Source organism: Lentzea sp. NBRC 102530, from assembly GCF_030269365.1.
Lineage (GTDB): Bacteria > Actinomycetota > Actinomycetes > Mycobacteriales > Pseudonocardiaceae > Lentzea.
In genome coordinates this window covers 57,931-71,749 of the sequence record NZ_BSTF01000009.1, presented here as the reverse complement: position 1 = coordinate 71,749, position 13,819 = coordinate 57,931, and the positions used below count along the sequence as shown (strand labels likewise).

15 protein-coding genes are annotated in these 13,819 nt (G+C 70.4%); 8 read left to right on the top strand and 7 right to left on the bottom strand.

Translation table 11 applies throughout. The features are described 5' to 3' along the window. Nucleotides 1-24 precede the first annotated feature (24 nt). From QSK25_RS24095 to QSK25_RS24080, 4 genes are all read left to right on the top strand, one after another. A complete protein-coding gene (locus QSK25_RS24095) occupies nucleotides 25-459 on the top strand; it encodes a helix-turn-helix transcriptional regulator (protein ID WP_285641462.1) in 435 nt (144 codons plus the stop codon). Nucleotides 460-468: 9 nt separating this feature from the next. Further along, the gene (locus QSK25_RS24090; RefSeq protein WP_285641461.1) at nucleotides 469-891 is read left to right on the top strand and encodes a VOC family protein; all 423 of its coding nucleotides are present in this window, start codon (nucleotides 469-471) and stop codon (nucleotides 889-891) included. A 163-nt stretch (nucleotides 892-1,054) separates the two neighbouring features. After that, complete coding sequence (locus QSK25_RS24085; protein WP_285641459.1) at nucleotides 1,055-2,320, top strand: sensor histidine kinase; 1,266 nt, start codon at nucleotides 1,055-1,057, stop codon at nucleotides 2,318-2,320. Further along, the gene (locus QSK25_RS24080; RefSeq protein ID WP_285641457.1) at nucleotides 2,317-2,964 is read left to right on the top strand and encodes a response regulator; all 648 of its coding nucleotides are present in this window, start codon (nucleotides 2,317-2,319) and stop codon (nucleotides 2,962-2,964) included. Before QSK25_RS24085 ends, QSK25_RS24080 begins: the two co-directional genes overlap by 4 nt. 606 nt (nucleotides 2,965-3,570) lie before the next feature. Here the strand turns inward: QSK25_RS24080 and QSK25_RS24075 are convergent. The 5 genes from QSK25_RS24075 to QSK25_RS24055 all read right to left on the bottom strand — a co-directional run bounded on the left by QSK25_RS24075 (nucleotide 3,571) and on the right by QSK25_RS24055 (nucleotide 6,998). Next, nucleotides 3,571-4,410 carry an alpha/beta fold hydrolase gene (locus QSK25_RS24075; protein ID WP_285641455.1) on the bottom strand — a complete coding sequence of 280 codons (840 nt, stop codon included), beginning with the start codon at nucleotides 4,408-4,410 and terminating at the stop codon, nucleotides 3,571-3,573. Further along, the gene (locus QSK25_RS24070) at nucleotides 4,392-4,979 is read right to left on the bottom strand and encodes a GNAT family N-acetyltransferase (protein ID WP_285641453.1); all 588 of its coding nucleotides are present in this window, start codon (nucleotides 4,977-4,979) and stop codon (nucleotides 4,392-4,394) included. The genes QSK25_RS24075 and QSK25_RS24070 overlap by 19 nt, the downstream gene beginning before the upstream one ends. Continuing rightward, entirely contained in the window at nucleotides 4,976-5,878 is a 903-nt protein-coding gene (locus QSK25_RS24065) for an RNA polymerase subunit sigma-70 (RefSeq protein ID WP_285641451.1), read from the bottom strand. The genes QSK25_RS24070 and QSK25_RS24065 overlap by 4 nt, the downstream gene beginning before the upstream one ends. Before the next feature lie 81 nt (nucleotides 5,879-5,959). Then, the gene (locus QSK25_RS24060) at nucleotides 5,960-6,454 is read right to left on the bottom strand and encodes a methyltransferase family protein (RefSeq protein ID WP_285641449.1); all 495 of its coding nucleotides are present in this window, start codon (nucleotides 6,452-6,454) and stop codon (nucleotides 5,960-5,962) included. 88 nt (nucleotides 6,455-6,542) lie between these two features. Then, nucleotides 6,543-6,998 carry a peroxiredoxin gene (locus QSK25_RS24055; protein WP_285641448.1) on the bottom strand — a complete coding sequence of 152 codons (456 nt, stop codon included), beginning with the start codon at nucleotides 6,996-6,998 and terminating at the stop codon, nucleotides 6,543-6,545. 79 nt (nucleotides 6,999-7,077) lie between these two features. On the opposite strand from QSK25_RS24055, the gene QSK25_RS24050 reads away from it, so the two are divergent. Further along, a complete protein-coding gene (locus tag QSK25_RS24050; protein WP_285641446.1) occupies nucleotides 7,078-7,656 on the top strand; it encodes a maleylpyruvate isomerase family mycothiol-dependent enzyme in 579 nt (192 codons plus the stop codon). Here the strand turns inward: QSK25_RS24050 and QSK25_RS24045 are convergent. Next, entirely contained in the window at nucleotides 7,649-8,092 is a 444-nt protein-coding gene (locus tag QSK25_RS24045) for a MarR family winged helix-turn-helix transcriptional regulator (protein WP_352236282.1), read from the bottom strand. The genes QSK25_RS24050 and QSK25_RS24045 overlap by 8 nt on opposite strands. 55 nt (nucleotides 8,093-8,147) lie before the next feature. Here QSK25_RS24045 and QSK25_RS24040 point away from each other — a divergent pair, with 55 nt between their 5' ends. The 3 genes from QSK25_RS24040 (at nucleotide 8,148) to QSK25_RS24030 (ending at nucleotide 12,304) form a co-directional block, all read left to right on the top strand. After that, nucleotides 8,148-10,121 (top strand): MMPL family transporter, encoded by a 1,974-nt coding sequence (locus QSK25_RS24040; RefSeq protein WP_285641445.1) that lies wholly within the window; start codon nucleotides 8,148-8,150, stop codon nucleotides 10,119-10,121. A 15-nt stretch (nucleotides 10,122-10,136) separates the two neighbouring features. Next, nucleotides 10,137-11,240 carry a winged helix DNA-binding domain-containing protein gene (locus QSK25_RS24035; protein WP_285641443.1) on the top strand — a complete coding sequence of 368 codons (1,104 nt, stop codon included), beginning with the start codon at nucleotides 10,137-10,139 and terminating at the stop codon, nucleotides 11,238-11,240. 101 nt (nucleotides 11,241-11,341) lie between these two features. After that, nucleotides 11,342-12,304, top strand: coding sequence for a zinc metalloprotease (locus tag QSK25_RS24030; RefSeq protein ID WP_285641441.1), 963 nt, complete (start codon nucleotides 11,342-11,344; stop codon nucleotides 12,302-12,304). On the opposite strand, the gene QSK25_RS24025 is transcribed toward QSK25_RS24030, so the two are convergent. Beyond that, on the bottom strand, nucleotides 12,286-13,809 hold the full coding sequence (locus QSK25_RS24025; RefSeq protein WP_285641439.1) for a tetratricopeptide repeat protein: 1,524 nt from the start codon (nucleotides 13,807-13,809) through the stop codon (nucleotides 12,286-12,288). The two genes, QSK25_RS24030 and QSK25_RS24025, sit on opposite strands and share 19 nt — an antisense overlap. Nucleotides 13,810-13,819 lie beyond the last annotated feature (10 nt).

Sequence of the window (13,819 nt, the reverse complement as noted above, 5' to 3'; positions counted from 1 at the left end):
GGGCGCGGGTCTTAGGCTGTCCACGTGACCGCCCCAGACCCGCGCCTGCAGGAACTGCTCCTGCTCCGCAAGGTCCGCGACCGGATCGACCGCGAGTACCGCCAGCCGTTGGACGTGGCGGCGCTCGCTCGCGGCGTGCACCTGTCGGCGGGCCACCTCTCCCGCGCCTTCCGCGCGGCGTTCGGCGAGTCGCCGTACAGCTACCTGATGACCCGCCGGATCGAACGGGCCATGACGTTGCTGCGCCGGGGCGACATGTCGGTCACCGACGTCTGCTTCGAGGTCGGCTGCACCTCGCTCGGCACGTTCAGCACCCGCTTCTCGGAACTGGTCGGCATGTCGCCGAGCCAGTACCGGAAGACGGCCGCCGAGGACGGTCAGGGCATCCCGAACTGCCTGGCCAAGGCCGTGATGCGGCCGATCAGGAATCGAGAAGCGGCGGCCGGTCCGTCCGATTAGGTTGGCCGCATGTCAGTCATCATCGCCGCGGCCTTCCTCCCCGCAGACGACCCCGAGAAGTCCCTGGGCTTCTTCCGCGACGCGCTCGGCTTCGAGGTCCGCCAGGACGTCGGCCAGGGCACCATGCGCTGGATCACCGTCGGTCCGCCCGGCCAGCCGGAGACGGGCATCGTCCTGCACCCGCCCGCCGCCGACCCCGGCGTGAGCGACGAGGAACGCCGCACGATCGCCGTTCTCATGGCGAAGGGCGTCTACACGGCGTTGTCGCTGGCGTCGAAGGACCTGCAGGGCACGTTCGACCAGGCCCGCGCGTGGGTCGAGTCGACGGGGTTCGGCGAGGTCCTGCAGGAGCCGGAGGACCAGCCCTGGGGTGTGCGCGACTGCTCGTTCCGCGACCCGGCGGGCAACCTGGTCCGCATCAACCAGCTCTGACCTGGCGGCACGGGCCTCGGCGTGAGGCCCGTGCACCGGCGGTCACCGTGCTGGGGTGCCCTTGAGCGGCACCAGGTGCGACTCGGTCGCGGACGGCCGTCCCCCGTCGCTCGCGAACACCTTCGACCACAGATGGAAACCGCTGCCCGGGTACCTTGATCCGGTGCAGGAAGAACCCGTGTGGGACGAATGGCGCAGGCCCGGCCCGACGCCCGGGCAGCGGCAGCGCGACATCGGCATCGCCGTCATCGTGCTGCTGTGCGCCATCGAGGTCACCGTGCTGGTCAACAGCATGGGCGCGTTCACCTACCGCAACCCGCCGAGCCTGCTCGTCCAGCTCCTCTGGGTGATCGCGCTGGCCCTGCCGCTGGTCGTGCGCCGCCGGTACCCGATGACCGTGATGCTCGCCGTGTCGGTGTTGTTCATCGCCGCGCAGTCCAACCGCGTCGGCGACAACCTGGTGCCGTCCGCGATCCTCTTCTGCGCGATCTTCACCGTCGGCGCCTGGGGGCAGGACCGCCTGCGGGCGCGGTGGTCGCGCATCGGCGTGATCGTCGCGATGTTCCTGTGGCTCGGCTTCAACCTCGTGCGCGCGCTGCTCGGCCCCAAGGGCGACTTCGAGGACGCCGCCGGTCCGATGGACCCGGTGCTGGCGTCCGTCGTTTATGGACTCGAGTTCAACGTCTTCTTCTTCCTGTTCGCCTATGTGGTGGGTGAGATGGCGTGGTCCGGGGCCCGCCGTCGCGCACAACTGGAGTTCCAGGCCGAGGAGCTGCGCCTCTCGCAGGAGCAGAACACCCGTGGCGCCATCGCCGCCGAACGCATGCGCATCGCCCGCGACCTGCACGACGTCGTCGCGCACCACGTCTCCGTCATGGGCATCCAGGCAGGCGCCGCCCGCCGAGTGCTGGACTCCGACCCGGCCCTGGCCCGCGACGCCCTGCAGACCGTCGAACAGACGGCCCGCACCGCCATCAGCGAACTGCGGGGCCTGCTCGGCGTCCTGCGCGCCGACGCCGACACCGACCTCAAGTCCGCCCCCGGCCTCGACGACCTGCCCGAACTGCTCGACAACGCCCGCGCCGCAGGACTGGAGGTCTCGCACAACGTGTACGGCGACGCGCGCGAGGTGCCGTCCGGCGTCGCGTTGTCGGCCTATCGTGTCGTGCAGGAAGCACTCACGAACGTGGTGAAACATGCTGACGCACGCCACGTGGACGTGCGGATGCGTTTCCTGGAAAGCGCACTGGAGCTGGAAATCACCGACGACGGCCGTGGCCGCGCCACGTCCACAAGTCCCGGTTTCGGACTCGTCGGCATGCGCGAACGTCTCGCCGTGCACGGCGGTTCGCTGGAAGCAGGCCCACGGCGTGAAACGGGCTATCTGGTCCGTGCGTCACTGCCGACCGCGTTGGAGGAGAAGGCGTGAGCCTGCGAGTAGTGCTGGCCGACGACCAGGACCTGGTCCGCGCCGGATTCCGCGTCATCCTCGGCACCGAACCCGGCATCGAGGTGGTCGGCGAGGCGGGTGACGGCGGTGAAGCCGTCGACCTGGTCGCCGAACTGCGGCCCGATGTCGTGCTGATGGACGTCCAGATGCCCCGCATGGACGGCCTGGAAGCCACCCGCCGGATCCTGTCCGCTGGGCACGGCACCCGAGTCGTCATCCTGACCACGTTCGACCGCGAGGACTACCTGTTCGAGGCGTTGCAGGCGGGGGCCAGCGGGTTCCTGCTCAAGAACGCCTCACCGGAAGACCTCGTGGAGTCCGTACGGGTCGTGGCGCGCGGCGACGCGTTGCTCTCGCCCGAGGTCACACGCCGTGTGATCGCCCGCTTCAGCACGGCCGCACGCGAACGCACGCGCCCACCGGAGCTGACCGACCGTGAGTTCGAGGTGCTGGTGGAACTAGCCAAGGGGGCGTCTAACGCGGAGATCGCGGCGACCCTGTTCCTGGGGGAGACGACGGTGAAGACGCACGTGTCGCGGGTGCTGACGAAGCTCAACCTGCGCGACCGCACGCACGCCGTGGTGTTCGCCTACGAGAGAGGGATCGTCACGCCGGGTGGCTAGGGCGTACGCAATCTGACGTACGCGAGATCAGAACGTGGGCGGACGATGCACGCCCTCGTGGTGACGAGAGTGAGACGCGACACCACGGGAAAAGGAGAGTGCATCGCGATGGCAACCACCACCCGCAAGCTCAGCGGTCGCGCGCGCAAGGCCGTGCTGCTCGTGCACGTCCTGTCCGCGGCGGCGTGGCTCGGCATCGATCTCGCGCTCGGCATCCTGGTCGTGGTCGCACTGTCCACGGCGGACAAGGCCACGGCGGGCGTGGCGATCGGGGCGGTCGACCTGTTCGCGATCTGGCCGATGTTCGGTGCGAGCGTGGTGTGCATGCTGTCCGGTGTGGTGCTCGGCGTGGGCAGCAAGTACGGGCTGGTCCGGTACTGGTGGGTCGCGATCAAGCTGGTGCTGAACGTCGGCATGTCGTCGCTGATCGCCTTCGCGCTCCGGCCGGGTGTCGCGGAGGCCGCGCGCATCGGCGAACGCCTGCTCGCCGGCGATCCGGCGGCGGTGGTCCCGAGCGGCATCCTGCACCCGGTGGTGGTCGCCCCGACCCTGCTGCTCTTCGCCTACTTCCTGTCGGTGTTCAAGCCGTGGGGGCGCGTCCGGAAGTCAGCGGAACCAGTCCAGCGCCAGCGCCGCGACCTCGTCGGGACTGTCCAGCTGGAGGAAGTGGCCGCCCGCCACGATCTCGACCCGCGAACCCGGGGCGAGCGCCGTGGCGGCGTCGGCGTAGTTGCCGGGGGTGACGCAGCCGTCGTCCGCGCCGCCCAGCACCAGCAGCGGCACCGGAGCCGGTTGCTCCGACACCGCGGCGAGGTCGGCCAGCGAGGGATCGTGCAGTGAGCGGTCGAAGTTGGCGCGGTAGAGCTTCAGCGAGTTGGCCCTGATCGCCGGGTCCGCGTACAGCGAACGGACGTACGGGGGCACGGTGAGGCCGGGCGACCAGGTGCGCCACAGGTAGTCGATCAACGTGTCGTTCAGCAGCGCCTCGCCGACGCCGGGCACCTGGAACAGGAACAGGTAGAAGAACCGTTGCTGCTGCGCGGGGTCGTCGAAGATCCGGTGCAACGCGGCGGGCGGCGGCACCGACATCGTGACCACCCGCCGGACCAGGTCGGGCCGCAGCGCCGCGAGCCGCCCGGCCACCCCGGCCCCGATGTCGTGCCCGATCACGTCGACCGGGCCGCCGAGCGCCTCGTTCAGCGCGGCGGCGTCCGCGGCCAGGGTGAGTCCGTCCCCGAACGGCAACGACGAGACGGTCGACGGGTGGTGCCCGCGCAGGAACGGCGCCACGACCCGGCGCCCGGCGGCCACCAGGCGCCGCGCGAGCGGCTCGAACGACGCCGGGTGGTCCGGAAACCCGTGCCAGCACACGACGACCGGGCCGTCACCCGCGACCAGCGCCGGTACGTCGAGCCGCGCCGTCGGGATCACGATCTCGGAGAACACCGGAAGTCCACCCTCATCACGAACCGCCGCTTCGTCGGGTGCGTGACCTGCACGAACCCGGCCTCCTCGAACACCTGCCGGGCGCCGACGTGCAGTTCGCCCCACGTCACCGAGCGAGCGGGATCGGCCACCATCGGATACGCCTCGACAGCGCGCGCACCGTGCGAACGCGCATGCGCGACGGTGGCCGCCGCCAGTTCGTAGGTGAGGCCCTGCCGGCGGAAACCCTTGCGCACCACGAAGCACGTCACGGCCCACACGTCCGGGTCGTCCCTGTCCTCCTCCGGCCGGCCCTTCCACGGAACGGGCATGCCGAGCAGCTTCGGGTACGACGTCCGCGGCTCGACCGCCACCCACCCGGCGGGCTGATCGTCCACATAGGCCACCAGGCCGCTGCCCAGCGCGGCCTGCGAGCAGTGCGCCCCGTAACGCTCGTCCGCCGTCGAGTCGCGCCAGATCCAGCCCTCGACCTTGTACCGCTGGCAGCGGCACTTGCGCGGCTCGGACCCGTCGAAGATCGCCTCGACGTCCTCCCACGGCACCTCGTCCGACGGCACGATCCGGATCATGAGTCCTCCCCGAACAACGGCAGCAGTTCGGCCACGTCCAGGAACGTCGTGATGCCCGCGACCAGCCCGTCCCGCACGTCGAGGAACACCAGCCCGAACGGCCGGTCGAGACCGGGCCTCCACTGCCAGTAGGCGGGCGAACCGTTGGCCCGCACCGGTTCCAGCCACGCACCGGCGCACGAGGCCTCGGGGTCGCTCAGCGCGAGGGCGATCGGCTCACGCCCGCGCAGCCACCAGCTGAACGGCGGCATCGACATCGTCGCGTCCTCGTGCAGCAACGACACCAGCGTCGCCACGTCGTGCCGCGCGAACGCCTCGCAGTACCGGCTGAGCAGCGACCGCTGCGCCGGGTCGACCGGATCGAACGCGTCGCCCGCGTCCACGACCCGCAGCGTCGCCCGCGCCCGTTGCAACGCGCTGTTCGCCGCCGCCACCGAGATCTCCAGCAACTCGGCCACCTCGGCCGCCTGCCACGCCAGCACGTCCCGCAGGATCAGCACCACGCGCTGCCGCGGCGGCAGGTGCTGCAACGCCGCCACGAATGCGAGCCGCACGGTCTCCCGCCGGATCACCTGGTCCTCCGGCAGCACCAGCGCGTCGGGCACGGGCTGCACGAACACGTTCTCCAGCAGCGGAGCGCCGAGTGCACCCCCGGACGGTCCCAGGTCGACCGCCAGGGCCCGCCGCTGAGCACTGCGCTGCATGTCGACGCAGATGTTCGTGGCGATCCGGTACAGCCACGTGCGCAGCGACGCGCGCGTGGAGTCGTAGGTGTCGTACGCCTTCCACGCGCGCACGAACGTCTCCTGCACGGCGTCCTCGGCCTCGGAACCGGAGCCGAGCACGCGGTAGCAGTAGCCGGTCAGTTCGACCCGGAACGGCTCCAGCGTCTCGATCACCCGCTCGACCCTACGCGGCGACGCCGCCCAGGGCCGTGGCGATCTCGAAGGGGCGCGCCGCGGCCTCGTCACGCGCGAGGCTCAACCGGCGGACCACGGGCGCAGCCGCGGCCACCAGCCGGGGACGGCGGCCCGATAACGTTCGTACTGGGTGCCGAAGTCCCGCAGCAGCACGGGTTCCTCGTGCCAGCGGACCATCGAGGCGAACGCGAGGGCCACCACCGCCGCGTAGGGCAGCAGAACCCACTGGCCGAACAGCAGGGCCTGCCCCAGGATCAGCGACAGCACCGCCAGGTACATGGGGTTGCGCACGTACCGGTAGAGGCCGCCGACCACCAGCCGGTCCGGCGGGGCGACCGGCGCGGGCGTGCCGAAGCCCTCGGACACGAACCGGGCGAACGCCGAGACCAGCACGCCGAGCGCCGCCACCAGCAGCACCGCGCCGGCCACGCGCAACGGGGGCCAGAACGGCTCGAACCGCCAGCGCGTGAGCAGCCAGGGGACGAGCCCGGCCACACCGCCCGGGGCGATCACGAAGAACGCCACCGAGCCCAATGCCGCCTTCTTGGTCTGCATGCCGCATGGCTTACCCCGCGGACACCACCGCCGGTAGGCCTGGCGGTGGTTCCGGCGCGACTCTCACCTGGACGGCCGAACGGACGGGCTACGCTGCGCGCTGCCGCAGCACGGTGAGCGCCTGGTCGGCGTGGACGTCGAACTTCAGTTCGCCCGTGACCACGTCGAGGATCCGGCGGTCGGTGTCGATGACGAACGTGCGCCGCTTCGCGTGCAACGGGCTGAAGCGGCGCCAGACGTCGAACTGCTTCGCCACGGCACCGTCCACGTCGGACAGCAGCGGGTAGTCGAAGCCGTTGGCGGTGGCGAACGCCCGCTGCTTGCCGACCGAGTCCGGGCTGATGCCGATCCGGTGCGCGCCGACCTCGGCGAACTCCTCCGCGAGGTCGCGGAAGTGGCAGCTCTCCTGGGTGCAGCCGCCGGAGGAGGCCATCGGGTAGAAGAACAGCACCACCGGGCCGGTCGCCAGGAACTCGGACAGCGTGCGGGGGTCGCCGTGGTGGTCGGGCAGCGTGAAGTCCGGGGCGGTGTCTCCTCGTTTCATGAAGGCGGTTCGGAGCTCGCGACCGCGCGGATTGGTGGCGGACCGATGAGTTCCCGTCGTCCGATCCGTACGTACGGGCATGACCGAAGAAATCCGTGCCGCGATCGCCGCGGAACGTCGTGACCAGGCAGAACTGTTCGCAGGGCTCACCGAGGAGCAGTGGCGGGCACCGAGCCTGTGCGCGGGCTGGACGGTGAAGCACGTCGTCGCGCACACGACGCTGCCGTTCCACTCGTCGGGCAGGCGGGTGCTGTGGGAGGTGGTCAAGTCGGCCGGTCGCTTCAACCACGCCTCCGACCGCATGGCCCGCGCCGACGCCCTGCGCCCGGCGAGCGAACTGCTGGACCTGCTGAGGAACAACGCCGACCACCCGTGGACGCCACCCGGAGGTGGTCCGGCGGGCGCGCTCAGCCACGACGTCATCCACGGCCTCGACATCACGGTCGCACTGGGCCTCGGCCGGGTGGTGCCGCACGACCGGCTCCGGATCGTGCTCGACGCCATGAAGCCCGCCAACGTCGAGTACTTCGGCGCCGACCTCGACGGCAAGCGGCTGGAGGCGACCGACCTGGACTGGGCGTTCGGTGACGGCCCGGACATCGTCAAGGCGCCCGCGCAGGAGCTGTTGCTGCTGATCTGCGGGCGGAAACTCAACTGACCGAGGCACGCACCTGCGAGGTCGCCTCGATGGTGGCCGCCAGGAAGCGGGCGACGACGGCCCGTTCCTCGGCGGTCATCGAGCCCCAGGCGGCGGCGTACCCGCGGGCCAGGGGAGCGAAGAAGGTCGCGGCCAGTTCCGTCGCCGCGGTGAGCACGCGCAGCTCGACGCGGCGACGGTCGTCCGGCGCGCGCTCGCGGACCACGTGACCCGCCCGTTCGAGGCGGTCGAGCACGGACGTGGTGGCCGAGGCGCTCATGTTCAGCGCCTTGGCCAGCGTGCCGGGAGTCATGGGTGCGGTCATGATGAGGTTCAGCGCTGTCATGTCGGTGGGATGCAACTCGTGGGCCGCGCTGAAGATCTCCAGGAACCGGTTCGACTCCATCACCAGTTCGCGCAGCATCATGCTCAGGTCGTAGTCGGTTGCATCGTTCACGATCACAGCTTACTGTTTCGACCATCGAAACGTTCGACGATCGAAGGATTAACTGATGCGAGTCCTCGCCGGGCTACTGCTCGTCGTCTGGCTGGCCCTCGGCGGCTTCACCGGGCCGTACGCGGGCAAGCTGTCGGAGGTGGCGGAGAACGACAGCAGCGCGTTCCTGCCGAACTCCGCCGAGTCCACCCAGGTCGCCGAGCTGCAGAAGAAGTTCCAGCGGGAGAACGCCATCCCGGCGATCGTCGTGGCCGAACGGGCAGGGGGACTGACCGACGACGACCGGAAGTACCTCGCCGAGCAGACGAAGGGGTTCCAGGCCTCGCCGGTCATCCCCTCGCCGCAGGGCAACGACGCCGCGCAGGTCGTGCTGCTGCTGGACCCGGCCAAGGACGTCAAGGACTCGGTGTTCCAGCTGCGCGACGGGACGCGCGGGGCGCCGCAGGGGCTGACGGTGCTGGTCACGGGCCCGGCGGCGCAGGTCGCGGACCTCGTGGAGGCGTTCGGCGGGATCGACGGGCTGCTGCTGGTCGTCGCGGGCGCCGTTGTGGCGTTGATCCTGCTGGTGGTCTACCGCAGTCCGCTGCTGCCGGTCGTGGTGCTGGTGTCGGCGGTGTTCGCGCTCGGACTCGCCAGTTTCGTCGTCTACTTCCTGGCGGACAACGACATCCTCGCGTTGAACGGGCAGAGCCAGGGCATCCTGTCGATCCTCGTGTTCGGCGCCGCCACGGACTACGCGTTGCTGCTCGTGTCGAGGTTCCGCGAGGAACTGCGGGACACCCAGGACAAGTTCGCGTCCATCCGCACGGCCTGGCGCGGCACGATCGAACCCATCGCGGCCTCGGCCGGCACGGTCATCCTCGGTGTGCTGTGCCTGTTGTTCAGCGACCTCGACTCCAACAAGGGTCTCGGGCCCGTCGCGGCCATCGGCATCGGCGCGGCGCTGCTGACCACCATGACCTTTCTGCCGGCGGTGCTCGCGCTGCTCGGACGTGCTGCGTTCTGGCCGTTCGCGCCGAAGTTCGGCTCCGCGCACCCCGAGACGAGCGGGTTGTGGGGCCGGGTCGCGAAGTTCGTGCACACCAGGCCGCGCGCGATCTGGATCGTCACGACCATCGTGCTGCTCGTGGGGGCCGCCTTCCTGCCGCAGCTCAAGGCGTCCGGCACGGCGCAGTCCGACGTGTTCCTCACCGAGGTCGAGTCCGTGGCGGGGCAGGAACTCCTGTCGCGGCACTTCCCCGGCGGCACCGGATCGCCGACCGTGATCATCGCGAACGAGGGCAACGCCTCCGACGTCGTCACCAAGGCCAAAGTGGACGGTGTCGCCGACGTGCGGCCGTCCGGGACCACCGACGGGCTCGTGCGCATCGAGGCCACGCTGCAGGACGCACCCGACTCCGACGCCGCTGTCGAGACGGTGCACCGGATCCGGGACGCCGTGCACCCGCTCGACGCCAAGGTCGGCGGGCCGACGGCGACGTTGCTCGACACCAGGACGACGTCCGAGCACGACCGGATGCTGATCATCCCGATCGTGCTGGTCGTGATCTTCCTGATCCTCGCGCTGCTGCTGCGGTCGTTGCTGGCGCCGTTGCTGCTGATCGCGACCGTCGTGCTGTCGTTCGCCGCCACGATGGGCGTGTCCGCGCTGGTGTTCAACCACGTGTTCGACTTCCCGGGCGCCGATCCCGTGGTGCCGTTGTTCGGGTTCGTGTTCCTGGTGGCGCTGGGCATCGACTACAACATCTTCCTGATGACCCGCGTCCGCGAGGAGACCCGGGAACTCGGCACGGTCGAGGGGACGTTGCGCGGGCTCAGCCTCACCGGTGGCGTGATCACGTCGGCGGGTGTGGTGCTGGCGGCGACGTTCGCGGCGCTCGCGGTGCTGCCGATCCTGTTCCTCACCCAGATCGCGTTCATCGTGGCGTTCGGCGTGCTGCTCGACACGTTGCTGGTGCGGTCGTTGCTCGTGCCCGCGCTGTCGGTGGACATCGGTGGCCGAATCTGGTGGCCGTCGAAGCTGCGGTGAGTGAGGATTCCGGTCATGACCTACACGGCCCGTCAGCTCAACCGCGCCACGCTCGACCGGCAGATGCTGCTGGAGAGGGAACCAGTGGACGTGCTGACGGCCGTGGACCGGATCGTCGCGATCCAGGCGCAGGAACCCGCCTCGCCGTACCTCGCGCTGTGGAACCGGGTCGAGGACTTCGACCCGGCCGGCCTCGACGAGGCGTTCGCGACCGGGGCGGTCCGCAAGGCGTCGCTGATGCGGATCACCCTGCACGCCGTCACGGCCGCGGACCACGAGGCGTTCCACCACGCGATGCTGCCCGCGCTGCGGGCGTCGCGGCTGTACGACAAGCGGTTCAAGGCCATGAACGTCACGGTCGAGCAGGCCGACGCGGTGCTGGAGCACCTGCTGGAGTTCGCCTCGACGCCACGACAGAAGGCCGAGATCGAGGCGCTCCTGCACTCTCACGTCGGTGACGTCGGCGAGCCCGGCGTCTGGTGGGCGCTGCGGACCTACGGCGGGCTCGTGCACGCGCCGACGGGCGGGCCGTGGGCGTTCGGGCTGCGACCCGCCTACCGGTCCGTGACCACCGAACCCCGCGAACGGATGGCGGCCGTCGCCGAGATGCTGCGGCGCTACCTCACCGGGTTCGGCCCGGCGACCGTGCTCGACATGAACCAGTTCAGCATGCTGCCGCGCACGACGGTCCGGGAAGCCCTGCGGCTGCTGGACCTCGTCCAGGTCGGCGACCACTACGACGTTCCGAACCGGACGGTTCCGGACGAGGACACGCCCGCGCCGCCCCGGCTGATGGCCATGTGGGACAGCACGTTGCTCGCCTACGCGGACCGGAGCCGGATCATCCCGGACGAATACCGCAAGTTGGTCATCCGCAACAACGGCGACACGCTGCCGACACTTCTCGTCGACGGGTACGTGGCCGGGGTGTGGCGCCCGACCGAGGCCGGAGACGTCGAGGTGACGGCGTTCCACGCCCTGGACGAGGAACAGTGGGCCGGAATCGCTCGAGAAGCGGAGGCGTTGCGCAAGCTGCTCGGCGAGCGCGAGCCGCAGGTGTACCGGCGTTATTCCCGGTGGTGGAGCGGCCTTCCGGCCCACGCCGTTCGTACGGTGTGAACCTTCCGGCCCACGCCGTTCGTACTGTGTGAAAACGTCAAGATCCACAAAGGACCCATGCGTGAGTCACTATTCCTCCACCCTGCATGGAGGAAAGTCCAATGTCTCTCAAGAGAAAGCGCGTGCTGCCGGCGTTCGCCGCCGGTCTGCTCGCGGCCGGCGCGATCACCCTGCTCGGCGGTTCGCCCGCCGCGACCGCCGTCGGCTCCGTCGAATGCGCCGACACCCACGCCGACGAGCACTCGGCGGCGCGCGGCAGGCCCGGCAGCTCGGGCCACGACCGCAACGAGATCTCCGACGCCCAGGCCGCGCAGATGAACGCCGACCTGCGCGCGAAGGTCGTGGAGGCCAACCAGCGCGGCGGTGTCGCCGCACTGGCCGCGGGCGGCACGATCAACGTCGTCTGGCACGTCGTCACCACGACGGCGGGCAAGGGCGCGATCTCCGACGCCACCATCGCGAAGCAGCTCAAGGTCCTGAACGACGGGTTCGCGGGCGCCGAGTCGAGCGTCGCGGCGAAGACCGGCTTCACGTTCGTGACCCAGCAGACCAAGCGCTACACCAACAACACCTGGTTCAACGGCGGCGCGGACAACGCCGGCACCGAGCGCCAGATGAAGACCCAGACCCGCGTCGGCACGGCCGCGACGCTCAACGTCTGGTTCACCGACATCGACGGCTTCGGCTTCGCCACCTTCCCGTCCTGGTACAGGGGCGACCCGAAGATGGACGGCGTCGTCGTCGACTACGCCACCGTCCCCGGCGGCTCCGAGGTGAACTTCAACCTCGGCAAGACGGTCACGCACGAGGTCGGCCACTGGATGGGCCTCTGGCACACCTTCCAGGGCGGCTGCACCGCGACCAACGACGAGGTCGCCGACACCCCGGCGCAGACCAGCTCCACCTCGGGCTGCCCGGAGGGCCGCGACTCGTGCTCGCGCACGGGTCTCGACCCGATCCACAACTACATGGACTACTCGTACGACGATTGCTACAACCAGTTCACGCCGGGCCAGAACACCCGGATGCAGAGCGCCTGGACGGCCTACCGCGCCGGCAAGTGATCCGCGACTGAGCGGGCACGGTCCAGTTCCCGCTGACAACGGCCGGGGTGGGCGGCGGCGAGTTCCTGGTGCAGCACCAGGGATTCGCCGATCGCCCCCTCGGCTTCGGCGCGCTCGGACCGCAGCGACCGGATGATCGCGTGGTCGGTCAGCGCGTCGGCGAGCAGCCGGGTGTACGTGTACGGGTCGCGCGCGGCCCACTCCCGGTAGTCCGCGACCGAGCTCAGCGACGCCTCCAACGCCTCGTCGAGCGCGCCGCACCGGGCCGACGCCAGCGCGAAGGTGTTGCGCGCCATGGCTTTGTCCTCGGTCCGCTGGTACAGCTCTACGCCCTTCGCGGCCGCCTCCACGGCGTCCGGCCAGGACCCGAAGCTGAGCAGGAGACTCGCTCTGTTGTGCCACGCCCGCGCGAGTTCCTTGCGACCGAGTTCGCGGTCGTCGTAGCGCGAGGCGATCTCCAGGGCCTCGTCGCTGGCGGCGAGTGCCTCGTCCAGCCGGCGGACGTCGTGCAGGCGGCTGCCGAGGCTGACGAGCGCGAGCGACACGTGCAGTTCCATCTTCATCGCCACCGCCCGGCGTTCGGCCTGCGCGGCGAGCGTGCGGTAGCAGGTGACCGCGTCCTGGGCCGCCGCGACCGCCTCCTCGTCCAACCCCAAGGCGTGCAGGCGGTTGCCGTGGTTGTGCACCGCGCCGGCGTGCAGGGTCTTCAGGTGCCAGTCGTCGCCCTCCGCCCCCCGGCGCAGGACCTCCACCGACTCCACGGCGGTCGCACGCGACTCCTCGAACCTCCCGAGGCGCAGCTGGAGACGGCTCAGCTCCTCCAGCTCCAGGTAGCAGTTCAGCGGTGAGTCGGCCGCGTGCAGCCGCCAGATCGTCACCGACTCGGCGCGCGCGTCCGCCGCCCGCTCGAACTCGCCGAGCACCTCCAGCCGGTCCGCGTGCTCGCTGTGGGCGTGCGCGAGCCGGTAACCGGGCGGGGAGGCGTGCTCGATCGGGCCCTGGTCGCGCAGTTCCTCGATGGCCGCCGCGGCGTTGCGCGCTGCCTCCTCGTGCCGGCCGAGCTTGCCCAGCAGGTCGGTCACCCAGTAGCGGGCCACGTTCGCGCGTTCGGTGCTGTAGTCACCCGGCACCGCCACCTGCCAGGCGACCTCCAGCTCCTCGACCGCGACCGGCAACGCCTCCTCGTAGCGCTGCTGCCGCATCAGGTTGGCGCGCAACGGGGTCAGCACCTCGCGCAGCTTCCCGGCGTCCCCGGACTCGCGGCGGAACTCCAGCACCTCGAGGTGGGTGCGCAACGCGAAGTCGTCCCAGCCCGCCTCTTCGAAGTACTCGGCCTGCTCGGCAAGGGCCTCCGCCAGGGCGTCCGGCGAGGGCCACTCCGCACGGGGAGTGGCGCGCAGGTCCTCCACGACCGGCCACACGTACCCCAGCATCTTCACCGGGTCCGGGTAGCCGGTCCTGGCGGGCCGGTGCCACGTCTCGCCGCGCGTCACGGGATTGATCACCCGCGAGTTG

What these genes read in the sequence shown, in the direction of transcription:
- QSK25_RS24090 (WP_285641461.1), top strand. Translation starts at nt 469, where the DNA reads ATGTCAGTCATCATCGCCGCGGCCTTCCTCCCCGCAGACGACCCCGAG.
- QSK25_RS24070 (WP_285641453.1), bottom strand. Translation starts at nt 4,979, where the DNA reads ATGATCCGGATCGTGCCGTCGGACGAGGTGCCGTGGGAGGACGTCGAG.
- QSK25_RS24060 (WP_285641449.1), bottom strand. Translation starts at nt 6,454, where the DNA reads ATGCAGACCAAGAAGGCGGCATTGGGCTCGGTGGCGTTCTTCGTGATC.
- QSK25_RS24055 (WP_285641448.1), bottom strand. Translation starts at nt 6,998, where the DNA reads ATGAAACGAGGAGACACCGCCCCGGACTTCACGCTGCCCGACCACCAC.
- QSK25_RS24050 (WP_285641446.1), top strand. Translation starts at nt 7,078, where the DNA reads ATGACCGAAGAAATCCGTGCCGCGATCGCCGCGGAACGTCGTGACCAG.
- QSK25_RS24040 (WP_285641445.1), top strand. Translation starts at nt 8,148, where the DNA reads ATGCGAGTCCTCGCCGGGCTACTGCTCGTCGTCTGGCTGGCCCTCGGC.
- QSK25_RS24035 (WP_285641443.1), top strand. Translation starts at nt 10,137, where the DNA reads ATGACCTACACGGCCCGTCAGCTCAACCGCGCCACGCTCGACCGGCAG.
- QSK25_RS24030 (WP_285641441.1), top strand. Translation starts at nt 11,342, where the DNA reads ATGTCTCTCAAGAGAAAGCGCGTGCTGCCGGCGTTCGCCGCCGGTCTG.